Origin of the sequence: Desulfofundulus salinus (assembly GCF_003627965.1) — a bacterium.
Lineage (GTDB): Bacteria > Bacillota > Desulfotomaculia > Desulfotomaculales > Desulfovirgulaceae > Desulfofundulus > Desulfofundulus salinus.
Map to the genome: position 1 here is coordinate 2,297,975 of NZ_RBWE01000001.1, position 23,494 is coordinate 2,321,468.

A 23,494-nucleotide genomic window follows, 5' to 3' on the forward strand; every position below is an offset into this window, starting at 1 on the left:
CGGTACGTGTGTACTTCCAAATCGCGATCTACCGTTAGGCCGAAGAGCCTGTCCAAAACTTTAACCAGAATGATCCGCGTATACTGATCCTTGGAAACGTCGCTCTTCCCAGGAACTCAGCACTTTAAATAAAGGGCGGCCGAAAATAAACAACTCGAACTCCTCACGCAATCCCAGTTCCTTTATGGCGTAAACACGTATGGCCAGGTCTTTACGGACAAGCTCATCCAGCCTGGCCAGGGTTTTCGATTTATCCGTTCCCCGGGACAGGTTGGAGAGCAACTCTTCAACCTCCTGGCAGGGACATTCCCGCTCATGCATCTCGATAACCTCAAGAATCGGGTCCCGGGGGTTGATAATGTCGGCGCGTACGATGGTGTTTCTGCCCACCACGCCTTCCAGCGCCGAGGTATCCCAGCATTTTAAAAGCCGGCATTCCAGCAGGCGGTGCTCGTAAATGGTGCACGCAGAGCTTTTTTCATCAAAAAAGCAGCAGGACCATTCCTTCCCTTTCCCGCGTACCTTGACCAGTTCCCGCGGTGCCGGTTTGAGAGCGTCCAGGAGTGGATCGAACACCAATTCACCCTTCCTGATGGTTATCAAGTCCTGATGCCCTACATATCCAGCCAAAAGGAGTTCCTTGTCTTCATGGTGGAGAGTCGGGCCGCCTTTCAAGCAACAGGTGCCACAACGTATACAGGAGTCCCTGTTAATTTTTTGCACCTTCTTTCTGCAAAATGTTGTTGCAAAAGGTCTTTTTACTTTTATTCGCTTCTTTGCCGGAAAATCCTTGAACAACTCCCCCGCCCGGGTGCATATATTGTCGGCTGACGGATTCTTCTACCAGCCCCGGGTGCATATAATGTACTACTCAACACTGGGAATGTACAAATCCGGCTTGTGGATCTGTTCCACGGCAAAGGAGTGAGACTATGGACTTCCTGAAGAGGCTGGAAGAACACCGGTCCCTGGAAAAGGAACTGGCCTGGGAGGGTACATTCCAGGAGTATTTGCAGATAGTTAAGGAACGTCCCTGGGTATGCCAGCTTGCCCACGCCCGGATCTACAACATGATCAAGGACGCCGGGGTAGAAGAGATAGATGGTGTTAAGCGCTATAAATTTTTCTCCAGTGAACTCTTCGGCCTGGATAGGACCCTGGAAAAACTGGTGGAGGAATACTTCCACCCGGCCGCCCGGCGGCTGGACGTGCGCAAGCGCATCCTCTTGCTGATGGGACCGGTGAGCGGCGGCAAATCCACCCTGGTGGCCATGTTAAAGAGGGGCCTGGAGCAGTACAGCCGCACCGACCGGGGGGCCCTTTACGGCATTAAAGGTTGCCCCATGCACGAAGAACCCCTGCATTTAATCCCCAGGGAGCTGAGGCCGGAATTTGAGAAGGAATACGGCGTTTACGTGGAAGGTGAGCTCTGCCCCTACTGCCGCATGATGCTGGAAACGGAATACGACGGCAGGATTGAAAATGTAAGAGTGGAAAGGATTTTCCTGTCTGAAGAAAACCGGGTGGGCATAGGCACCTTCACTCCTTCCGACCCCAAGTCCCAGGACATTGCCGACCTCACCGGCAGCGTGGACTTCTCCACCATTGCTGAGTACGGTTCAGAGTCGGACCCCCGGGCCTACCGGTTTGACGGCGAGCTGAACATTGCCAACCGGGGCATCATGGAGTTTCAGGAAATGCTAAAATGTGACGAAAAATTCCTGTGGAACCTCCTAAGTCTTTCCCAGGAAGGAAACTTCAAGGCCGGCCGTTTTGCCCTGATCTACGCCGACGAAATGATCGTGGCCCACACCAATGAAAACGAGTACAAGGCCTTTATCAGCAACAAGAAAAACGAAGCCCTGCATTCCCGCATCATTGTCATGAAGATTCCCTACAACCTGCGGGTAAGCGATGAAGTCAAAATTTACGAAAAACTCATCCGCCAGAGCGACCTGAAAGACATTCATATTGCTCCCCACGCCCTGCGGGTGGCGGCCATCTTCTCCGTTCTCTCAAGGCTGAAGGATAGCAAGAAACAGGGCATGGACATCGTGAAAAAGATGAAGCTCTACGACGGCGAGGATGTGGAAGGCTTCAAGCAAAAGGACGTTACCGAACTGCAAAATGAAGCGCCGGAGGAGGGCATGAGCGGAGTGGACCCCCGCTATGTGATCAACCGCCTTTCCTCAGCCCTCATCCGCACCTCCACCAGGTGCATTAACGCCCTGGATGTGCTGCGGGCGCTGAAAGACGGGCTGGACCAGCACCCTTCCATCACCAGGGAAGAGAAGGAGCGGCTTTTAAACTTCATCTCGATAGCCCGCAAGGAATACGACGAGATGGCCAAAAAGGAAGTGCAGAAGGCCTTCGTCTATTCCTACGAAGAGTCGGCCCGGATACTCTTCGACAACTACCTGGACAATGTGGAGGCCTATTGCAACGGAACCAAATTAAAAGATCCCATTACCGACGAAGAACTGGATCCCGACGAAAAATTGATGCGCTCCATTGAGGAGCAAATCGGCGTGTCCGAAAACGCGAAAAAGAGCTTCCGGGAGGAAATTCTCATCCGCCTGTCCAGTTATGCCCGCAAAGGTAAGAAATTCGACTACACCTGCCACGAAAGGCTGCGGGAAGCGGTGGAGAAGAAACTGTTTGCCGATTTGAAGGACGTGGTCAAAATCACCACCTCCACCAAGACTCCCGATGCCGAACAGCTCAAACGCATCAACGAGGTCAGCAACAAGCTCATTTCCGAGTACGGGTACTGTGCCGTCTGTGCCAACGAACTGCTGAAGTATGTGGGAAGCCTGTTGAACCGCTAGGGGTGAGGCTGATGTCCGGAAAATACATAATCTCCCGGGAAGACTGGTCGCTGCACCGCAAAGGGGAGATTGACCGGCAGCGTCACCAGGAGAAGGTCCGGGAGGCCATTAAGAAAAACCTGGCGGACATAGTCAGCGAAGAAAGCATCATAATGTCGGATGGGAACAAAGTGATCAAGGTTCCCATCCGATCCATAGAGGAGTACCATTTCCGGTTTGACCGGGGGAAAATGAAGCATGCCGGCCAGGGCGACGGCAAGAGCAAGGCAGGAGACGTACTGGGCAGCGATCCCCAGCAGGGGGGAGGAAAGGGCAAAGGTGGGGCCGGTGAGGAACCGGGCGTGGATTATTATGAAACCGACATCACCATTGATGAACTGGCCGAACTGATCTTTGAGGACCTGGGCCTGCCCAACCTGGAACAGAAGAAAAAACCCGAACTGGCTTCCGAATCGGTGGAATTTAAAGACGTCCGCAAAATGGGCATTTCCAGCAACATCGACCGTAAACGGACCATCTACGAGGCCATTAAACGCAATGCCCTGCAGGGCAAAAAAGGCCTTTCCACCATCACCAGAGACGACCTGCGCTACAAAACCTGGGATGTCACCTTCAAGTACGAATCCAGCGCCGTGGTCCTGGCCATGATGGACACTTCGGGCAGTATGGGGCCCTTTGAGAAATACATTGCCCGCAGCTTCTTTTTCTGGATGGTGCGGTTTTTGCGCACCAAATACCAGAATGTACAGATTGTTTTCCTGGCCCACCACGTGGAGGCCAGGGAAACCAGCGAAGAAGAGTTTTTCACGAAGGGAGCCAGCGGCGGCACCCGCTGCTCATCGGTCTACAAGCTGGCCCTGGAGATCATTGAAAACCGTTTCCCGCCCCAGGACTACAACATTTATGCCTTTCACTTTTCCGACGGTGACAACCTGGCCTCGGACAACGAAAACTGTGTTAAGCTGGTCAATGAGCTCTTGAAGGTGTGCAACCTGGTGGGTTATGGAGAAATCGAAGGGCCGTATTATTATACCAGCACCCTGCGTTCGGCTTACAAGAAGATCGTCAATCCCAGATTCGTTTCCATTACCATTAAGGACAAAAAGGACGTTTATCCCGCCTTGAAAAAATTTTTCAGTGTGGCACCGGAGCAGGTGAGACATTAGGTGTCGGGAGCATAATTAAAATGCCGCCCCACACAGGGCGGCGTTTCATTGCGCATCAGTCCCCCAGGTATTCCTCAAGCCTGATCTTTTCAAAACCCGGGATTTTAATTTTTTCGAAACGTTCCGCCGGGGCACCAAGCGGCACAGTTGCATCAATGCCCATTTTATCACTCACGCCGTCATCGCTGGAAGGATCGAGTTTGTTTCCATGCGCTCCAGAAATTATGATCACATCTCTACTGGCCTGGCAACGGGTAGCAATGGCCCATTCCACATCTTCGGAGTTAAAAATATCTACGTCTTTATCTACAACTACTACATGCTTAATTTCCGCACTGCTGGCAAAGGCGGCAAACATGGCATTTTTAGCCTCTCCTTCGTTTTTCTTATCGATGGCGATAACAGCATGGTAGCGGCATGTGCCTCCGGGTGTTAAGTGCACTGCCTGAACCGCAGGGACTGCCTGCTTGACGATTTGGAAAAGACCCGCCTCCCGCGGAATAGCTCCCAACAGCAAATGCTCCTTTGTCGCTGCCACGATGGTCTGATAGATTGGCTGACGTCTGCAGGTAACAGCCTCAATAACAATTACGGGTTTTTTGCTGGCAGGCCCGTAATACTTCGGATACTCACCGAAGGGCCCTTCCATTTCACGCACCCCGGGCAGCAACCGCCCTTCTAAGACTATTTCTGCATGTGCCGGTACTTCTACATCCACTGTTTCACACTTGACTAACTGAAGGGGCTCTCCATGAAGGGCACCGGCAATTTCCAGTTCATCGACCCCAGGGGGTGTAATTGCCTGTGATGCCAGCAAGGTAAGGGGATCTGCACCGATAACCAGTGCGACTTCCAGCGGCTGATCGTTTTCTTCCGCTTTTTGGAACATATGCCACAGGTGGCGGGGTAAAATTAGGATACCCAGTTTGTTTGGACCCAGCACCTGAAGCCTGTGGATGGAAACATTACGAACCCCAGTTAAAGGGTCTTTGGCAATAAGAAGAGCGGCAGTAATATACGGCCCGGCATCCTTCTCGTGGTGGGTCGGAATAGGAAGCATAGAAACAAGGTCAAAATGATCCCTTATGATAACCTCTTTGACTGGAGCCTGTTCCCTATTGATGAGACGGCACGGTACGGGATTGGCTTGAGCCCCGGCAAATTTAGTCACTACTTCAGCTATGCTTACACCCATAGCTTCGGCAATCATCTGCCTGGTGGACAATATGCCGGCTACTACGGGCATGGAATAGCCTCTCACTTTTTCAAACTTGACCGCCCACTGCCCGTCGGCCTTCTTGGCCACGGCAGCCAGTTCGAAAACCGGGTCAACTTCCCTTTTGACTTTCTTCATATACCCCCTGGTTTCCAGCGCTTCCAACCAGCTGCGAAGAGTACGGTAACTCATTGTAATCATCCTCTTCCCTTCATAAAGCCTTCCGCAGTATGGCCATGATATCTTTTTCCGTAACCACTCGAGGATTAAACTTGAGCATACCATGTCCCATGGCATCCTTAGCCATACCTTCAATCATATCCCCGGTTACTCCCACTTCTTCCAACCTGCGCGGCAAGGAAATGTCTTCCACCAGCTCGCGTACGGCTTTAACTGAACGCAAAGCCGCTTCTCTTAGACTCAAGCCCTTGACGTCCTCGCCCAGGGCAATCGCTATTTTGCTAAACTTTTCCATTCTGGCCATCGCGTTAAACTCCATTACATAGGGCAGGAGAAGACCTACCGCCATCCCGTGGCTCACATGCGCGTGCCCGCTCAAAGCTGCTCCGATGGAATGGGTAAGGCCCAGCAAGGAATTATTGAACGCCATGCCGGCCAACAAACTGCCTAAAGACATTTTGGTACGTGCTTCTTTATCACTTCCGTCAGCCACCGCGGTTCTAAGGCTTTCTCCTATGAGTTCAATAGCCTTTAAAGCGAGCGCTTCAGCAGGCGGCTGTGCCTTGAGGGAGACATAGGTTTCTACGGCATGGGATAGGGCATCAATCCCGCTCGCCGCGGTTACGGACGGTGGAGCCGTCAACGTAAGGAGCGGATCAACCACGGCAACTTCCGGAGCCAAAAAGGGGCTTGCAATGGTTATTTTTATGTTATTTTCCCAATCCGAGAGAACGGCAAACGTCGTAACTTCGCTACCTGTACCGGAAGTCGTAGGAATTGCTATCAGGGGTGTGACCGGAGCTCTGGGAACCTTGTTTACACCGGCATAGTCCCTGATATGACCGCCGTTCTCTACTATAATTCGGGCCCCCTTTGCCGTGTCAATCGGACTACCCCCGCCAACTGCTAATATTAAATCACATTTGTTTTCCTTAAAGCATGAAGCACAACGATGAATGGTCTCCAGGCCCGGATCCGGTTCAACATCATCGAAGACCACATTTTCTATTCCTGCGTCGCTTAAAACCTTTTCAACTTTTTCCAGAATCCCGGCTTTCACAACTCCCTGATCCGTAACAATTAGAACACGCCTCGCATTGTAGTCGCGACACCTGTCATCAATGCCGGACACAACATTGGCCCCAAAACAAACTGTGGTCTTCAGCTGGAACGTAAATGCTTCCATTTGAACTACCCCTCCCTCTCTCAGTAAGGTTCTAAAAAATAAAATCACCCAGTCCCAATCTTTCTAATGTTTCTCGAGTGGGAATACCGTCCTCATCCCAGCCACGGGCGGCATAATACTCGTCAAGCATCCTGTCCAGGGGGGGTAAATTTTCAGCGGCTCCCCCGCAGCCCCGTTTCTGTTTAAGGATGCGGGGCGGTAGAATATCATCCTTGCGGCTGATGCCACATTTTACGTTGTAAAAGCGCTTCAAGTTGAATATCCTTTCTCCGGTTTCCATGAGTTTTTCCGGAGTAAAGTCAAAGCCCGTACCTAACTTGACCCATTCAGCCAGATCCTTTATTCCGATACCGCCAAACAACAAAAACTTACATAATGCCAGCGAGTCAAAAACACTCATGAGATTTTGAGTGAGGGCCACAAGTTTCCCTTTCCCCTCAACAGAAAACCGGTCAAGCGGTTCGCTGAACCCAAACTCAGGCATGGCCACGTTGCGCTCAAAGGCATGGCTAAACCCTTCTAGATGACAGGCCCCCCTGTTTGCAGTAGCATATCCGAGAGCTATGCTATTGTACGCCCTTGGGTCGTGGGCCGGGAAACCCATACCCTTGACATGGATGGCAAATTCTTTTGCTTCCGGACCTAATCCGTTAAGTAAAGTCTTAAATCCCCCGGCCAGGACGGCACCAAAGCCCTTGTTTTGCCCAATCTGGTGAATGAGTTCAATTAAAATCCCGGGGTCGCCCCACCGCAAAACCAGGCCGCCTGTTTCTTCCTTCCCAATAACACCGCGCTCAAATGCTTCTATACTGAAAGCAATCAGATTCGCTGCATCTATGGTGTCTATGCCGTAACGGTTGCAAAGTTCGTTGGCATAGCAGATGGCTTCCAGGTTATCTATGAGGCAGGACCCCCCCATTAGGCCAAGAGTTTCATACTCGGGGCCACCGCCGTTAACTCCCTTATATGGCCCACTGGTAATGTTTACCCGGCGCCCGCAACCTATAGGGCAACCTGCGCAGTGGAAGCGACCGCTGAGTACAGTTTCAGCCATCCGTGGACCGCTAATACTTTTTGCTCCTTCTTCCCACTTTCCATCCCGCCAGTTTCGCACGGGGAAATCGCCTATTTGTTCGCAGGGTATTACCAGACCTGGCGTACCGAACTCTCTGAGAGCCTTAGTTTTTTCTTTAATCCTTTTTACAGCCTCTCTTACTTTGGCTTTCAGTTCTTCCTCGAAGGCCAGGGCCGGTTTTCTTGTTCCCCGCACTGCAAGAGCTTTTACGTTCTTGGAACCTGCAACTGCCCCAAGGCCGCAACGTGCCGCCGCCCGCCCTTCTTTACCATCGGTAAAAAGTCCGGCGATTCTAACCAAACGTTCACCTGCAGGGCCAATAGCACACACCTGGGCACCAGGATGTAATTCCTGTAGTCTCTCCGCGGTTTGATAAGTATCCAGCCCCCAGAGTTCCGCGGCATCCCTTATTTCTACCCCGCCTTCGTTTATCCAGAGATACACCGGAGAACCGGCCTTCCCCAGCAATACTAAACCATCGTAGCCGGCCCGTTTCAGCTCTCTGCCCCAGCTACCTCCCACACTGGCCTCTCCCCAGATCCCCGTTAGCGGTGACTTGCCGACTACCGAATGCCGCCCCGAAGACGGCACAACCGTCCCTGTAAGGGGTCCCGTAAAAAATCCCAGGACATTATTCTCTCCAAGGGGATCTGTTTGGGCACCAGTATTCTTCGCTAAAGTAACGGCGCCAAAACCGCTGCCTCCCAGCCATTTGGAAGCAAAATCATCATCAGTTTCTTCTAACCACCATTTCTTTTCAGTTAAATTAACCCACAAAATCGTACCTGTATAACCATGTTTCATATCCACCAGCTCACCTTAACCTCCCATAGGCTGTAGCATAATCCATGCCTCCATGTCTTTGTCAATCAGGTCTTCATAACCAACTATTTTGTTGCCGGCAAGAATCATTACCTGGTCCCGGCCATATTTATCTATGTTGCTTCGCTCAGCAATTAAACTGACTAAATCCCTCACGGTACTATTTCGAGGCATATCTAACTCGACCTCTGCAGTATCGTCACAGAACTTAAAAGGTGCAAGCAGCTTAACTTTTACTTTCACAGCAAGATGACCCCTTACCACAACCATTTAGTGGTTAAACTGGGCACGCTCTAATCGCCCGGCCAGATTGCTACACGCCGCACCCGCAGGGCACTCCCCTACTTTGGGACAAATTCCGGAAGGAAAGCATTGACTCATGTAATCCTGGCTAACTAGAAACAAAAATACTTAGGGGGCGAAGATACTCCCCGCACTTTCATTGACGGTGTTCGTAAACCATCGCCCCCAAAAGATGAGAACGGCACCGGTATGTCACCTACCAGTCCCTGTTTACTTTTTTGCAGAAAAAACACACAAAAACTCAAGTAAGCTAACCGGAGATCATCGCCCGGAATGGTGCTCGTGAACCATCGCCCGGCGCCACTTTTCCCGCAACACCCGGGCCAGTGCGCCGGCCAGAATTTCTTTGCCCCAACCTGCTTCCAACGCTTCCAGCAGGACGGGAGCCGCCAGCCGTACTTCATCGTGAGGACCTGGTAAAGCCACCAGAGTGGTTAATTCTACCTGACCTACTGCAATGCGCACGCCGTCTTTCAAATGGCGTCCCTTTCCGGCGTGGAAATGGAGGATCCAGGGGGTCGCCGCCGCTGGGTCGAGCCGGGAAATGCTCTCCACCATCCAGTCTTTATCCTCCGCACCAACCCCGCCGGTGGTGATAACAAGGCCGTAACCATCTGCCACTGCCGACCGGAGGCGGCCGGTAATCAGATGCAGGTCGTCCGGCAGAATGCCTCCAAAACGCATCCGGTAGCCATGCTGCTCAAACAGGCTGATCAAATAAGGCGAATTTGTATCTTCAATCAGACCTTCCTGGACTTCCCGGCCGGAAGCAAAAACCACCCCCCGCCGGGCCACACCGGCCCTTACCTGCTGAGCCAGGCGGGTGGATCGCTCCAGTAATTCCTCCCGCTGTTCCGGATCGGCGGCAATCAGGCCCAATATGCCCTGGGCGTGAACAGCCGTACTGGATGTAGCCCGTACCCCTGGTACGCGATTCAGGGCTGAAAGCAGTTCTTTTTCCCGCCCTACAATTTGTTCAGCCATCACTGTACGCCGCATGATATCCAGCACCACCACCCGGTCCCGCACATCTACCACCATCACAGCTTCAGCAGGTAATCCCAATACACGGGCGGTAACGGCGGCTATTTCGTTAAGATTTGCCCCGTGAAGTTCAATACCGGTAATCCAGAGCTCGGTTTTTTGCAGCAGGTCGAGTTCCAAGAATAACCATCTCCTGATAAAGCTAAATTAAGTTAAGATAAATGCCTCACCCGGAAAAATAGCCGCTGAAGAAACGTCAGCAATGGCAGGAAAAAACACGTATCTAACTCTTTCGTTTCATAAAATTTTTCACAGTCTCTTACCCCCCGCTGGCCGCCGGTAGGAAAACAACCTCATCTCCCTCAACCAGCACATACTCTTCTCCCACCATTTTTCCATTAACGGAAACAAAGCGAACCTCATTCAAAGGCAGCCCTAAACGTTCCCGTAACTCTCTAATTGTCTCTCCTTCTTTTAGTTGAACAGGATGAAACTTGCCGAAGGCAGGGTAAGAAAAAGAAAGAATACCCAATAACTTTACTGTCACCTGCATTCCTATCTAAACTCCTTTTTTACGGGTAAGTGTTCAGTCAACCCGATTGAGGAACGGCGTTGTCCCGCTCACTCATATGCTCCGCGCCGACAGCACCGCGGCGCGCTTCGGGCCGCCCAGCACTCACTGAAAAAGCCATACGAGGAAAAACATGCCGCTCACTATCTTTCATAGCAGGCTTAGAAAGAGCACCACTGCCAGTGAGTGCTGGGTTCACCGGGTGCTGTTACCGGCGCTCCGCAAAATCGTTCGCTCTGGACAACGCCGTTCCTTTGCAGTTAACGGCAGTTTTACTGAACTTTTACTTTTACGGGAGCTCAGGGCGAATTTATACACATGTCATGGAGGAACAGCGGTAATGAAGCTACCCTTTCTATGTTAGTTTATCGCAAATTCCAGGCCCAGCTCCCTCAGTTTTTCAGGAGCAGGAAGGCCGGTCTGCCTGTCCCAACCCATGGCCTCATAATACGCATCCAGCATAGCATCCAGATTCTCCACCCTGGCCCCTGCAGAAGGACCATCCGGGATGGCCTGAGCAAACCGCCCGGGCAACTTATCATCCTTGCGGGTGAAACCTTCACGGGCGTTAAAACACCGCTTGAGATTCCAGGAACGCTCTGCTGCCGTCATTAGTTCTGCTGCTGTTACGTCCCACCCGGTGAGAGCACTGACAATCTCGGCGTAAAGCTGCGGCGTGATACAGCTGCCTTCAGTACCCCACGAGTAGAAGATACATGCCCCCAGGATTTCGCTGATTTCACCCTGTAACGCCACATACCGGTAAACAACACCTTTCTGCGGCGATTCATCCTGCATCCCTGTGGGCGGCCAGGGTATACCGAATTCCTTCATGCCGCAGTCAAGTTGACCAAAGTCCCAGGTGCTTGCCCAGTTGGGGTGCATATGACAGCCCCCCCGCGGAGAAACGGCATACTGCACAGCAAGCACCTTAGATTCAGAACGCGGCTCGTGAGCCGGCAGTTCAAGTCCTTTCACATGGATAGCTGCCTCTTCAGCAGCAGGACCGAGCTGTTCAGCCATACGTTTTACACCCTGGGCCAGCAATGCACCAATTCCTTCCCGGTGGGCAATCTTTTCCACCAATTTTACCATTACTTCCCCATCGCCCCACCGCAAAGGCATTCCTTCCGTGTCCCTGTCAGTTAGCAACCCCTTTTCATAGCACTCCATAGCAAAAGCAATGCTCATGCCCGTACTAATTGTATCCAAACCATAAACATTACACAGGTAATTGCCTCTAATAATAGCCTCCAGGTCGGCAACCCCACAAATGGGCCCCAACATATCTACAGTTTCGTATTCCGGACCCTCCATGGGAGGTGTAGCAAACTTTCCACTACCCACTGAAGTATAACGCCCACAGGCGAAGCTGCAACCATAACAAGCCCGCCGTTTAATTTGGTATTTCCGGTTGAGAAGCTCACCCGAAATCTGATCGGCCTTTTCAAAATGGGCCGTTTGGAAGTTCTTTGTCGGCAGGATTCCCAGGCTGTTGTTTAACGATACCAGGCCAACCGTACCCAGAGAAGGAATGCTGCCGAAGGGGTAATTCTTTAACCACTGCTCTGCCTTCTCAACGGCCTCCGCAAATTCCTTCGGGCGGGCCACTTTAATGCCACCACGGCCATTCACCACAACCGCCTTCAAATTTTTACTGCCAAACACTGCTCCAATACCGCCGCGACCGGCAGCCCGTCCCCTGTCATTGATCAGAGCAGCATACAGAACCCCATTTTCGCCTGCCTGCCCTATGGCAGCCACAGATATCTCAGGATCATCAAGTTCGCGAATCAGGGCATCTGTAGTTTCTTCAACGTTAAGCCCCCACAAGTGTTTAGCGGGTTTGATCTCCACCTCACCATCGTGGATATATACGTAGACAGGCTCCTCTGCCTTACCTTCAATGACCACAAAGTCAAACCCCGCATACTTAAGCTTTGGACCAAAAGCCCCCCCTGACCGGGCCTGATTCCAGGTGCCGGTCAAAGGTGACTTGTAGCACACCTCGTAGCTTCCACCGCTGGGACAAAGGGTCCCGGTTACTGCACCAGTGGCCAGCACCACTTTAGCTTCTGGAGCCAGTGGATCAATGCCACCGGGCATTTCCTGATAGAGAAGCCTGGCTGCATAACCGACACAACCCATATACTTGCGCAATTCATTTTTATCCAGTTCCTCTACCTTGAATTCACCACTGGTCAGGTTAACCCGCAGCAGCTTACCGGCAAATCCGTACCACATTTACCAGCACCTCCTATCTGATCCTTACTCCGTGGGCCATAGCCCAAATCTCCCGGCGCCTGGCCGCAGCTTTACCTGCATCCTCGTATCGAAGAGCACCATGCGGGCAATGGTTGACACATGCCGGTGAACCGGAGCACAGGTCACACTTGGCCGCTACTTCTGTTTCTTCATCAACTCTGAGCACTCCATAAGGGCAAACCTTCACACAGGTACCGCAGCCGGTGCAAATATTTTCATCCACCACCACCGCATCAGTAGCACCATCCCGCTTAAGTGCCCCGGTGGGACAAACATCTATACATAAGCCGCACTGCATACATACTACGGGCACATCCACCGCCGGCTCCCGGCGTATCACATAAACATTGCTTCGGGAAGGATTTATTTCACCGTATTTAGTTAGCGAGCACCACATTTCACAACGGTGGCACCCGGTGCATAAAGACGGGTCCACTACCAGCACCTTAGACACGCGTGGTCACCTCCAGAACGTAATTATCAATGCAGGGAAAGGGAGCAGGGAGACAAAAAACTTTCTCACCTACTCCCCCAAGCCCTGGGCTTTAATACAGTTTATCCCCAAGACGGCCTTCATAACTTCTGGTCAGCAGTTCTACTGCCGCCTCTCTGGTCATCGGCCGCTTGGACCAGCCGTAAAAAGCGGTAATCCATGGGCTCTCAACCATCATCCCGGCTAACATTGGAATATCTTCCTTCTTACCGAAGGGAGCCCATGTCGTGGGAAGACCAACATCTTCCAGCAACTGTTTGACCGCTTGTACAGCAGCCTGGGCAGCCTGGCGGACGCTCATGCCGGCGGTATTCTGGCCTAAAGCCACGGCAATGCGAGCCAGTTTCTCCATGCAGTGCCCCATGTTATACTCCATCGCGTAGGGCAGGGCCACTGCACAACCAACACCGTGCGGTACATGGTATACGGAACCTAATGTATGCGCCAGAGCATGCCCCTCTACGATTCCTGGATCATTAAAAGCCATGCCGGCCATCATTGAAGCATAAGCCATCTTAACTCGAGCTTCCAGGTTATCCCCTTCGTAAACGGCCACCGGCAGGGCCTCTGCGATGAACTCAACCGCCTTTAGAGCAATTGCATCAGTAAGCGGGTTTTCCTGCCTGGCCATCATCGTCTCGATAGCATGCGACAGGGCGTCGGCACCCGTAGAAGCAGTAACTTTAGGCGGCATACTTACACTCAGGGTAGGATCCACCAGTGCCATATCCGGCAGGATGGCCGGCGTGGCGAAGAAGCCTTTAATACCATCTTTAGCAAAGGTTACCACAGAATACATCGTACATTCGGTACCGGTTCCGGACGTGGTGGGAACGGCAATAATAGGCGCACCCTTTTTGGGGAAGGTGGTATTAACCAGATAATCCTCAGTTTTACCCGGCAGCGCCAGGAGCTGAGCAGCCACCTTGGCGATGTCGATAGCACTGCCGCCACCCAGACCAATTACGAAGCTGCCACCCTCTTTACGGGCAAATTCAGCAGCCTGGTCACAGACCACATTATCCGGCTCGGGCTTACCCTGGTCAAAAACCGCTGCTTCAAACCCATCTTTCTTGAGGGCCTGTACTACCCGGTCAGCGATCCCCGCCTGAGCCACCCCGGGATCAGTTACAATAACAGCCTTTCCGCTTATACCCATCTCCTTGATATACTGGCCAATGTTGTCTACAGCATTAACACCAAACACTACTTTTTGAGGGGTATAGTACTGAACCACTTTGAGCATTGGGAACATAATAATACAACCTCCTTAAACATTAGTATTTTCCCATGAGACTTAAACTACCACAAGTACTACCGTTGAATTTACTTTTACCTCCAGGTTTCGCTATCTTTTCTAAAACTCACCTCCTCGGGTTTCTTTAAAGCTCGTCAGGTTTGTTTGATAATGCCAAACTCTATTCTGTTTATAGCAACTAGAGACCCCGCCGCTTTGAAAAACGCCGACCCTTCACGTGTTTGACATTAACAAACTCTATTCTGTTTTCTTATAATTACCATTGTTCGACATTATTTTTAAAACTCCTTCCATTCCCCCTAAAAATTTTTAAATAATTTTTTAGAATTTATTATAGTAATCGTGATAAAGATGCTCAGGTACAGGGGTCCGGTTTCTTTCCGGAACCGAACCCCCATTGCTGTATGGCATATCAAGCAGTTTATCAGCCAGCCACAACCTGTTTATTCTGAGCCATCTCGTAAGCCACGTCAATAATGTAGTCTTCCTGACCGCCTACAATCTTGCGGCGCCCCAGTTCCATTAAAATGTCCCGCGGGTCCAGGCCAAACTTCTCCGCCGCCCGGTAGGTGTGCAGGAGGAAACTGGAGTACACGCCGGCATAACCCAGCATGATGGACGCATTATCGATCACCTGCGGGCGGCGCATCATGGGCTCCAGAACAGTGGCAGCATCCATGATCTTATAGAGATCCACACCTACCTCGCAGCCAACCTTTTTGAGGGCTGCCACCAGCACTTCGGTAGGCGCGTTACCTGCCCCGGCCCCCAGGCCGCGCAGGGTCCCATCCACCACCGTGGCCCCGGCTTCCACTGCTGCCAGTGTATTGCCGATGGCCAGTCCCAGGTTGTTATGAGCATGGAAGCCCACCGGAATCTTCAGGCAGGAGCGCACATAGCTGACCTTTTCTTTAACCTCCTGTGGGGTCATGGCCCCTGCCGAGTCCACCACATAGACCACGTCCGCACCGTAACTTTCCATCAACCTGGCCTGCTCGGCAATCTTCTCCTTGTCTACGGTGTGGGACATCATCAGAAAGCCTACTACTTCCGCCCCCATCTCTTTGGCCAGGCCCATGTGTTCTTCCGATATGTCTGCTTCAGTAACGTGGGTGGCAATGCGGAAGACCTTTACCCCGGCCTTCACCGCCATCTGCATGTCCTTACAAGTACCGATACCGGGCAGTACCAGGGCCGCCAGCTTTGCCCGCTTGAGCACTGGAGCAACTGCTCGCAGATACTCCTCGTCTGTAGCCGCGGCAAAGCCGTACTGGAACGAATAACCGGCCAGGCCGTCGCCGTGAGAAACTTCGATTACGTCCACGCCGGCCTCATCCAGGGCGGCCGCCACCCTGGCCATCTGTTCCGGGGTGAACTGGTGGGCCATGGCGTGCATCCCGTCCCGCAAGGTGGTGTCCATAATTCTGATCTTAGGCACAGCTTTCCACATCCTTCCGGTTGTAAATACCCAGCAGGCGCATGGCCATCAACTCGCCCACCCGTGCAGCAGCCGAAGTCATAATGTCCAGGTTGCCCGCATAAGTGGGCAGGAAGTCCCCCGCCCCGGTCACTTCGATGATCGTAGTCACCTTGTTTCCTTCCACCAGCGGCTCTACCCGGAGCCGGTAACCGGGAACGTACTCCTGAATGCGCCGTACCATGTCGAGTACTGCAGCGCGAATTTTATCCTCATCCGGATGCTCCACCAGAGTGTAGATGGTGTTATGCATCATAATTGGGGGATCGGCTGGATTAAGGATAATAATGGCCTTGCCCTTTTGAGCTCCACCCACCACTTCCAGAGCTTTGGCCGTGGTCTCAGTAAACTCATCGATATTCTGGCGCGTACCCGGCCCCGCGCTCTTGCTGGCAATGGAGGAAACGATTTCCGCATATTGGACACCTGCAACGCGGTTAATAGCTGCTACGATGGGCACGGTGGCCTGACCACCGCAGGTAACCATGTTCACGTTCATGGCATCCAGATGCTTATCTATGTTAACCACCGGGACCACGTAAGGACCCACCGCCGCCGGAGTGAGGTCGATGGCAATTTTGCCCGCCTCCCGCAGCAGGGGAGCATGTTTGAGATGAGGCTTGGCTCCGGTAGCGTCAAAGACAATCTTGATCTCCGGTTCCCGCAATACTGCGTCGATCCCTTCGTGTGAGGCTTTAATGCCCAGTGATCTGGCCCGGGCCAGGCCCTCGGACTCCGGGTAAATCCCCACCATCATGGCTACTTCCACGTATTTGCTGCGCAACAGTTTGTACATCAGGTCGGTACCGATGTTACCCGGCCCGACGATGGCTGCCTTTATTTTTTCCAAGAGAACATCCTCCTCAAAGTTGAAAATTAAGCATCTACAAATCTTGCGGTTACCGTGCCCAGGCGGTCGAAAGAAGCGCGGATCACCGAACCGGGACTCACCGCCACTGCCTGGGTGAACGAACCGGAAAGCACCACCATACCCGGCTCCAGGCTCAACCCGTAGCGGGCCACCGCGTTGGCCAGCCAGGCCACCGCCGCCGCCGGGTGGCCAAGCACTGCGGCTCCCGCCCCGGTAGCAAAGACTTCCCCATCCTTTTCCAGTACCAGCCCGAGCAGGCGCAAGTCCAACCCTTCCACCGGCATTAACGTCCCACCCAGAATAATGGCCGCCGAGGAAGCATTGTCGGCAATGGTATCCTGAATTTTTATCTTCCAGTCCCTGATTCTACTGTCAATAATCTCTAATGCGGGCATTATTCCCGCCGTGGCCCGTAATACATCGGCCACGGTAACCCCGGGGCCGGTTAGCCGCTCCCGCAGCACAAAAGCTATTTCTGCTTCTACCCTGGGCTGAATCAGCCTCGACAGGCGTACCGGTTCACCCTCAATCAGAACCATGGTGTCCAGAATATGACCATAATCTGGCTCATAAACCCCCAGCATCTGTTGCATGGCCCTGCTGGTCAGGCCAATCTTCATCCCCACCACCCTTTGGCCCCGGGCACACTTGCGTTCTATTACCTTCAATTGAATCTGATAGGCCGTGGGAATATCTATTTCCGGCCAGGCTGCTGTCAGCGGTTCGATGGGCATTCCAGTTTCTTCAGCCTGCAGTAACCGCCCGGCCCATTCTTCAATTTGCGGCATGGTCTCAACTCCATCTATTTGATATTACAGAACAATGTTTTGGGATTATACAAAATCAGACGGACATTATATCCGGTACTGCACCCTACGCCGGCCCCAGAACTTCAAAGCGCAGATCAGCTAGCGGCGCATCCAGCACTGAACGCCCTATATCTATAATGTCCACATCCAGCTCTGCGATGGCCGGCAGATCTTCCCTGGTGATTCCCCCGGAAAAAGCAAGGCGCACTCCCTGCCGCCATCCACGCCTGCGCAGGTACCCGGCCACAAGGGTCACATCTTCCACGCGGCCGGTGTCTACCATTAAGACGGCAGCTCCATTGGTTGCCGCCTGGGCAGCCTCTTCGGTAATGTCGCCCCACTCACCGCGCAGCTGGATGACCTTTTTACCGGGCAGAGCCGCTACCGCCTGCAGGGTGCTGGAGATACCTCCAAACATACGGATATAGTTTTTATCCAGGTAGATGAAGGGATCATCCACGATCCGGGTGGCCACACCGCCCACTGCCGCAGCCCGGCGCAAATTCTGTCGCCAGGGCAAAGGAAGCTTTTTCCATCCTCCACACACCACCCGGATACGGCCGGGAAGCATCTCACGGAACGAACGGGCGGCGGTGGCTACGCCGGAAGCCTTGCCGATCCAACCCAACACTCGATCTTCGGCCACGGCCAGGGTCATGGCCGGCCCGATAAGAGTGAATACCGCCTGACCGGCCAGCACACTCATTCCCTCCCGCACCTGACTGCGTACTTCCAGCCCCAAAGAACGAGCCTCATCGATGCTTTCGCTCAGACCGGCCACCACCGCCGGCTGGGTAAAGACCACCCCGGCCTGGAAGATACGATTTTCCATCCCTTTGAAGATGGAACAGCGAATATCATCGGGAGGGAGAATGTGCTTTTCCATTTGAGCCAACCTCCTGCCAGCTCCTTAACAAATCTTAAATCGAGACGGATCGATGCCCCTCTGCTTCAACCATTTGGGAAGCAGTTCCCCGTCTACTCGACGTGAAACGAGAGGTGCTTTCTGCAGCAGGTATTCACCCAGGGAACGGCTGACGTTCAAAGCTCCTGAAGCACCGTCAAAGGCAAGGATCTTATCCGTACCCGCAACCCGCTTGGCAAAACGCACTGCCGTGTCCAAATCCTCCGCCAGCAACGTGTGCCTGGTGTAGCTGATGTTCTGCGGATCCCGGTTAAGCAGCTCTGCCTGTTCCCTGCCCACTACAATGGTCGGGATATGCTCGGTAAAGAAGGCGCTGGGATACCCACCCCAGGCATAGTTATGGATAACTACCTTAATCGCCGGATTTACCGGCGGCACCCCTTCGATCAGCGGCCGCCCGTCTTCACCGTAGAAGGCCTCCGTATACCAGGTGTACGGCGGCAGCGGATCGTCCAGGTCGAAAAGGTCACGGTTAGCTCCGGCGAAGTTGGCGAAAATGACCCCCGCCGCAAATACATATGGCACCGGGCTGGGGAAGTCCAGAATGGTGATGGCCTCATCAATCTCACCCAGCAGGGTCATCATCTTGCCATAATCCCGGCAACCCAGATAAGTAACCCGGTCGTTGAGCGCATAGAGGTCGTTGTCCGCGTCCACCCCTACCACCCCGCTGGGCGACATCATCAGAAATACGGCGCAGGCAAATTTTTCCTGAACAAAAGGAGAATCAAAGATTGCCCTGGCCACAAAGTTGGCCGCCCGTGGACCCAGGTTCTGGTGATAAGTGGAGCGGGTTTCTATCCGCGCATAGGACATACCGAAGGGTTTTACAGCCCGGTCCACCTGACGGTGGAAATGCACTTCCCGCACGTCACTGTTGTGGGCGTGGATGATCCACCGGGCATCGTATATTTTTTTGATGCCGTAAAGAGTGCCGATTTCGGTCTCGATGGCAACCCCCTCATCCACCGGAGCCACGCCGGCGGCCTTGCCTTCGTAGTATTCGTCCAGGCCAAATGCCTTAATATATTCTTCGCTCTCCCGGAAACGCAGCCCCACACCTACCCGCAGGCGTATATCCGTACATCCCGTGCGTTCCCGCACCACATCCCGGATGGTCCTGAGCATCTCGGCATATGGTGCTCCACCCAGTAAAGTAAAACCGTGGTGTGAACCCAGCACATTTACCGAGTCGCCGGGTTTGATCATGCTCAGGTCCACTTTTTCCATCTGCTTCCGGGTGGCTTCCCGGATCACCTCCAGGCCGCCCTCACCCGGGTAAATTACCGGCGCCGCGTCCGGAAAGAGATCCCGTACCAGCACGGAAACCATTTCCGGCAACTCTGCGGCCCGCTTGCGGACCAGCTCGGGTGCTACCCCGTACTGGGAACGACGCGGCGGCAAGGGCTTAATCGGTGCGCGTAACATTTATTTCCCCCCTTTCACTGGTTTCTACCAGCGAATCCAGCAGTTTACGGTCTTCATCGAAGTAAAACCCGCGTTGGGCATATTTTTTCTTAACCTCTTCCGGAATATCCCAAACCGTAGGCGTCAAGCCATACCATTGATAACCTCTGGCAGGCCGCTCCGGTACAATTCCCGCTGCATGCAGCAACCGCAATACCGGCTGGATACACTCCACCTTACACCCGGTACGTACACCTGTGCGCCGGGAGATCTCTTCCGGAGATTTCGCTCCCTTGAGTACCGCCGCCGCCACTTCCTCGGCCCTGGTAGCCGTACAGTAGCAGATAATCTGTTTGGGATGCAGATGCGCTCTCCGGCAGAGATCATTGACAGCCGCCATATCTACCCCCGCCAGGCTCTCCTGTACTACCCGCGACTGTTCAAGGTGGGCCATGGTGATGGCCATTTCCGGACAGCGCTGTTCGCAGTTGGCACAACCCAGACAGTTTTCCGGGTCTACCACTGCTTTTTTGTTTTCCACCTTAATGGCCAGCACCGGACACACCCGTTCACAGCGCGTGCAGCCCTTACATTTATCCACATCTACTACCGCGTATAAGGTTACTGCGCGCACGGTCCACCCCCCCTTGTTTGACATTATCAAATACTATGCGTCTGTGTAGAATATAATTCGCCTTCTTAATCTAAATCCCTGCTAATCATCAAAAAAAATTCCTTTTTAGAGGATAAGTCTAAATTTTGCTGTAACCATTCAGCTCAACACCCGCGCCCATCTGCCGGGAAATCTCCCCGGCCACCTTCTTAAGGGACCCGGCAATACGGGACATTTTCTCCTCCGTCATTCGTGACGCCGGTCCGGAAACGCTGATTGCTCCCACCGGGCATTGACCATAACCGATAAGGGGTGCCGCTACGCAGCGCAGCCCCTCTTCAATTTCCTCCCGGTCGTAGGATACCCCTTCTTCCCGGATCCGTGCCAGCTCCGCACTCAATTCTTCCCAGGTGGTGATAGTGTTGGCGGTAAATCTGGGCAGCCCCCGCTTTTTAACAATGGCCTGCGCCTTTTCTTCGGGAAGATAGGCCAGAATTGCCTTCCCCACGCCGGTACAATGGGCAGGCAGCCGTCTCCCGATGCGGGAGACCATGCGGATGGATTGCGGGCTGTCAATTTTATCCACGTAAACCACCTGGCCGTCGTCCATAATCACCAGGTGCACTGTTTCCCCATGTTCATTCACCAGTTGTTGCAAATAAGGAGAGGCAATTTCACGCAGATCACAGTGCTCGAGAAAAGCCCCACCCAGGGCTAAAACTCGATAACCCAGCCGGTACCGGCCCGTTTTGATCTCCTGGTGCACATAGTTGTGTTTAACCAGAGTTTGCAGTAATCCAAAGGCAGTACTTTTATGAAGCCCCAGTTCCCGGCTGAGCTCAGAAAGGGAAACCGGTCCACGACACAGATACTCCAGGATCTTGATTGCCCTTTCCACTGATTGAATGGTATTTATTTCCTGCGCGGTTCCACTTCTGCTCCTGGTTCTTGCCACAGACAACTGCCTCCTTTGCTACTTCTTCTGAACTTTTTCTTATTTTATAATATCGCATCCTGTTCATGTATTAACCTGCAAAACTCGCTGGCCGGTTCCCTGAACTCAAGGTGCCGGCCCTTGAAAAATCTTTAGCCACACTCTATTTGATACCGTTTCAACTTCTTGTACAGGCCGGCCCGGGATATACCCAGCAGTTGGGCCGCCTGCCGCTTGTTGCCTTTGGTGGCCGCCAGGGCCTCTAAAATGGCTTCTCTTTCCGCCTCTTCCACCAGCCTGGGCAGGCCACTGTGATTTGCCCGCTGCCCTCGGGCCAGGCCGGCCTTTTGCAGGTAGAGGGGCAGGTGTTTTTTCTGGATAACGGTGCCGTCCAGCACGTTATAGGCCCGTTCCAAAACATTTTCCAGTTCCCGCACATTGCCCGGCCAGTGGTGGTTCATCAGTATTTCCATGACCTCCGGGGAAACCCCGGTTACCCGCTGGCCGAACTGGCGGTTGAAATGTTTAATGAAGTGCTCCACCAGGAGTTCCAGGTCATCCATGCGTTCCCGCAAAGGGGGAATATTTAAGGTGACCACGTTGATGCGGTAATACAAATCTTCCCGGAAGCGGCCTTTGCCGATCAGTTCTTCCAGGTTCTGGTTGGTAGCCGCGATAACCCGGACATCGACGCGGCGGGGCCTGGTGTCCCCCAACCGTTCAATTTCCTTTTCCTGCAGAACCCGCAGGAGTTTCGCCTGCATGGACATGGGCATATCGCCAATTTCATCCAAAAAAATGGTTCCCCCGTGGGCCAGCTCAAATTTGCCCGGCTGGCCGCCCTTGCGGGCTCCGGTGAAGGCCCCCTCCACGTAGCCGAATAACTCCGATTCCAGGAGATTCTCGGGCACCGCCGCACAGTTGACCTTGATAAAGGGGCCCTTGCTGCGCAGGCCTTCAGTATGCAGGGCGTGGGCAAAAAGTTCCTTGCCGGTGCCGCTCTCCCCCAGGATGAGGACGGTGGAACTGGTCATGGCCACCCGGCGGGCCGTTTCTTTGACGGCTTCAAATTGTTTATTGCGGCCGACAATCTGGTCAAAGCTGAACTTGCTGCGGTGAACCCGCTCCAGCTCGCCTCTATAGTAATCCAGCTCGCTTTTGAGATGGCGGATCTTTTTGATCAGGGCGTATAACTCTTCCACATCCCGAAAGGCCACCACTCCCAGGGCCCCGACAATTTCCCCGTCCCGGACCAGGGGCACCCGGTTGGCGATAACTTCATGGCCGTTGAGGTTGCCCAAATATCCATATTCCGCTTCCCCCGTCTCCATGGCCCGGGGGAAGATGGGCTTGCTCTCCCCGTACACTTCATAAACGTTTTTGCCGATAATTTCTTCGGGGGTTTTGTTAAAGAAGCTGGCAAAATTATGGTTGGCCATGGTAATCACGTAATTCCGGTCTATGGCCACGATCCCGTCACTGGACAGATCCAGAATTAGCTCCAGTAAATTTTTCAGCTCCCGGATGCGCGCGTTATCGCTGGAAAGCTCGTCGATGATATTCTGGATTTCATTGATATTTTGAAATTCCGATATGGCACCCACTATCTCCCCGTTACGCCAGATGGGAGTGCGGTTGACCAGGTAAACCCCGTCTTTCAGCTGCAGGCGGCGTCCCAGCTGCGGCCGCCCGTCCTTCAACACCTCCAACAGTGGCGTACCCGGGAAAAACTCATTAATATGGCGGCCAATTAATTCTTCCCTTGGCAACTCAAGGTAGCGGGCGAACTGGGGGCTGCAGTAAATGATCTCCCCCAACTTGTTTACGGCAACGACATTACTGGCCAGTGAATCTAAAATGTCATCCAGAGCCAGTGTTAATGTCTCCGCCGGTCTGACCTTCTTGCCCAAGCCCGTCCACCTCACCGCCAGGCATTCTATTTATGTTTACACCTGATCTACTTTTTTCTATACATCGTCCTTAAATCCTCCCTTTCTTTCCCAAGCAATAATCAGCACTTTTTGGAGGTGTACCAAACTAAAAAACATATCCAAAACAAAACAATTAAGGCAACGATAAAAAGAAAGTTTTGAATATTAAAGGAAATGACA

The 23,494-nt window shown here is 53.0% G+C and carries 20 protein-coding genes; 2 read left to right on the forward strand and 18 right to left on the reverse strand.

The window, feature by feature from the left end; all coding sequences use genetic code 11:
* Nucleotides 1–60: 60 nt before the first annotated feature.
* Nucleotides 61–723, reverse strand: coding sequence for a YkgJ family cysteine cluster protein (locus D7024_RS11740; protein WP_243113771.1), 663 nt, complete (start codon nt 721–723; stop codon nt 61–63).
* Nucleotides 724–932: 209 nt separating this feature from the next.
* Between D7024_RS11740 and D7024_RS11745 the strand changes: the two genes are divergently transcribed.
* Complete coding sequence (locus tag D7024_RS11745; protein ID WP_121451974.1) at nt 933–2,828, forward strand: PrkA family serine protein kinase; 1,896 nt, start codon at nt 933–935, stop codon at nt 2,826–2,828.
* An 11-nt stretch (nt 2,829–2,839) separates the two neighbouring features.
* Nucleotides 2,840–3,994 (forward strand): sporulation protein YhbH, encoded by a 1,155-nt coding sequence (gene yhbH / locus D7024_RS11750; protein WP_121451975.1) that lies wholly within the window; start codon nt 2,840–2,842, stop codon nt 3,992–3,994.
* Between the two features lie 55 nt (nt 3,995–4,049).
* Here the strand turns inward: yhbH and D7024_RS11755 are convergent, their stop codons facing one another.
* The 17 genes from D7024_RS11755 to D7024_RS11835 form a co-directional block, all read right to left on the reverse strand.
* A complete protein-coding gene (locus D7024_RS11755; RefSeq protein WP_121451976.1) occupies nt 4,050–5,402 on the reverse strand; it encodes a UbiD family decarboxylase in 1,353 nt (450 codons plus the stop codon).
* 19 nt (nt 5,403–5,421) lie between these two features.
* Nucleotides 5,422–6,576 (reverse strand): iron-containing alcohol dehydrogenase, encoded by a 1,155-nt coding sequence (locus tag D7024_RS11760; protein ID WP_121451977.1) that lies wholly within the window; start codon nt 6,574–6,576, stop codon nt 5,422–5,424.
* Between the two features lie 31 nt (nt 6,577–6,607).
* On the reverse strand, nt 6,608–8,455 hold the full coding sequence (locus D7024_RS11765; RefSeq protein WP_121452562.1) for an aldehyde ferredoxin oxidoreductase family protein: 1,848 nt from the start codon (nt 8,453–8,455) through the stop codon (nt 6,608–6,610).
* Between the two features lie 15 nt (nt 8,456–8,470).
* On the reverse strand, nt 8,471–8,716 hold the full coding sequence (locus D7024_RS11770; protein ID WP_121451978.1) for a hypothetical protein: 246 nt from the start codon (nt 8,714–8,716) through the stop codon (nt 8,471–8,473).
* A gap of 321 nt (nt 8,717–9,037) precedes the next feature.
* Nucleotides 9,038–9,940: a molybdopterin-binding protein gene (locus D7024_RS11775; RefSeq protein ID WP_121451979.1), complete on the reverse strand. Its 903-nt coding sequence runs from the start codon at nt 9,938–9,940 to the stop codon at nt 9,038–9,040.
* A gap of 139 nt (nt 9,941–10,079) precedes the next feature.
* Entirely contained in the window at nt 10,080–10,313 is a 234-nt protein-coding gene (locus D7024_RS11780; RefSeq protein WP_121451980.1) for a MoaD/ThiS family protein, read from the reverse strand.
* Nucleotides 10,314–10,691: 378 nt separating this feature from the next.
* Complete coding sequence (locus tag D7024_RS11785; protein ID WP_121451981.1) at nt 10,692–12,575, reverse strand: aldehyde ferredoxin oxidoreductase family protein; 1,884 nt, start codon at nt 12,573–12,575, stop codon at nt 10,692–10,694.
* A gap of 13 nt (nt 12,576–12,588) precedes the next feature.
* Entirely contained in the window at nt 12,589–13,050 is a 462-nt protein-coding gene (locus tag D7024_RS11790) for a 4Fe-4S dicluster domain-containing protein (RefSeq protein WP_121451982.1), read from the reverse strand.
* A 91-nt stretch (nt 13,051–13,141) separates the two neighbouring features.
* Nucleotides 13,142–14,344 carry an iron-containing alcohol dehydrogenase gene (locus D7024_RS11795; protein ID WP_121451983.1) on the reverse strand — a complete coding sequence of 401 codons (1,203 nt, stop codon included), beginning with the start codon at nt 14,342–14,344 and terminating at the stop codon, nt 13,142–13,144.
* Nucleotides 14,345–14,771: 427 nt separating this feature from the next.
* Nucleotides 14,772–15,797: a 4-hydroxy-2-oxovalerate aldolase gene (gene dmpG, locus D7024_RS11800; RefSeq protein ID WP_121451984.1), complete on the reverse strand. Its 1,026-nt coding sequence runs from the start codon at nt 15,795–15,797 to the stop codon at nt 14,772–14,774.
* Nucleotides 15,778–16,674: an acetaldehyde dehydrogenase (acetylating) gene (locus D7024_RS11805; protein ID WP_121451985.1), complete on the reverse strand. Its 897-nt coding sequence runs from the start codon at nt 16,672–16,674 to the stop codon at nt 15,778–15,780. Before D7024_RS11805 ends, dmpG begins: the two co-directional genes overlap by 20 nt.
* 26 nt (nt 16,675–16,700) lie before the next feature.
* On the reverse strand, nt 16,701–17,483 hold the full coding sequence (locus tag D7024_RS11810; RefSeq protein ID WP_121451986.1) for a 2-keto-4-pentenoate hydratase: 783 nt from the start codon (nt 17,481–17,483) through the stop codon (nt 16,701–16,703).
* Between the two features lie 85 nt (nt 17,484–17,568).
* Nucleotides 17,569–18,390 carry a nicotinate-nucleotide pyrophosphorylase gene (locus D7024_RS11815; protein WP_121451987.1) on the reverse strand — a complete coding sequence of 274 codons (822 nt, stop codon included), beginning with the start codon at nt 18,388–18,390 and terminating at the stop codon, nt 17,569–17,571.
* Nucleotides 18,391–18,414: 24 nt separating this feature from the next.
* Nucleotides 18,415–19,857, reverse strand: a complete 1,443-nt coding sequence (locus D7024_RS11820) for a hypothetical protein (RefSeq protein ID WP_121451988.1) — start codon at nt 19,855–19,857, stop codon at nt 18,415–18,417.
* A complete protein-coding gene (locus D7024_RS11825) occupies nt 19,838–20,470 on the reverse strand; it encodes a 4Fe-4S binding protein (protein ID WP_121451989.1) in 633 nt (210 codons plus the stop codon). The genes D7024_RS11820 and D7024_RS11825 overlap by 20 nt, the downstream gene beginning before the upstream one ends.
* A gap of 118 nt (nt 20,471–20,588) precedes the next feature.
* Nucleotides 20,589–21,404 (reverse strand): IclR family transcriptional regulator, encoded by an 816-nt coding sequence (locus D7024_RS11830; protein WP_121451990.1) that lies wholly within the window; start codon nt 21,402–21,404, stop codon nt 20,589–20,591.
* A gap of 131 nt (nt 21,405–21,535) precedes the next feature.
* On the reverse strand, nt 21,536–23,293 hold the full coding sequence (locus D7024_RS11835) for a sigma-54 interaction domain-containing protein (protein ID WP_121451991.1): 1,758 nt from the start codon (nt 23,291–23,293) through the stop codon (nt 21,536–21,538).
* Nucleotides 23,294–23,494 lie beyond the last annotated feature (201 nt).

Excerpts from the sequence above, each read along its gene's own strand:
- D7024_RS11780 (WP_121451980.1), bottom strand. The coding sequence starts at position 10,313 with ATGCAGGTGACAGTAAAGTTATTGGGTATTCTTTCTTTTTCTTACCCT.
- dmpG (WP_121451984.1), bottom strand. The coding sequence starts at position 15,797 with ATGTGGAAAGCTGTGCCTAAGATCAGAATTATGGACACCACCTTGCGG.
- D7024_RS11820 (WP_121451988.1), bottom strand. The coding sequence starts at position 19,857 with ATGTTACGCGCACCGATTAAGCCCTTGCCGCCGCGTCGTTCCCAGTAC.
- D7024_RS11815 (WP_121451987.1), bottom strand. The coding sequence starts at position 18,390 with ATGGAAAAGCACATTCTCCCTCCCGATGATATTCGCTGTTCCATCTTC.
- D7024_RS11785 (WP_121451981.1), bottom strand. The coding sequence starts at position 12,575 with ATGTGGTACGGATTTGCCGGTAAGCTGCTGCGGGTTAACCTGACCAGT.
- D7024_RS11765 (WP_121452562.1), bottom strand. The coding sequence starts at position 8,455 with ATGAAACATGGTTATACAGGTACGATTTTGTGGGTTAATTTAACTGAA.
- D7024_RS11755 (WP_121451976.1), bottom strand. The coding sequence starts at position 5,402 with ATGAGTTACCGTACTCTTCGCAGCTGGTTGGAAGCGCTGGAAACCAGG.
- D7024_RS11795 (WP_121451983.1), bottom strand. The coding sequence starts at position 14,344 with ATGTTCCCAATGCTCAAAGTGGTTCAGTACTATACCCCTCAAAAAGTA.
- D7024_RS11745 (WP_121451974.1), top strand. The coding sequence starts at position 933 with ATGGACTTCCTGAAGAGGCTGGAAGAACACCGGTCCCTGGAAAAGGAA.
- D7024_RS11760 (WP_121451977.1), bottom strand. The coding sequence starts at position 6,576 with ATGGAAGCATTTACGTTCCAGCTGAAGACCACAGTTTGTTTTGGGGCC.
- D7024_RS11810 (WP_121451986.1), bottom strand. The coding sequence starts at position 17,483 with ATGCCGCAAATTGAAGAATGGGCCGGGCGGTTACTGCAGGCTGAAGAA.
- yhbH (WP_121451975.1), top strand. The coding sequence starts at position 2,840 with ATGTCCGGAAAATACATAATCTCCCGGGAAGACTGGTCGCTGCACCGC.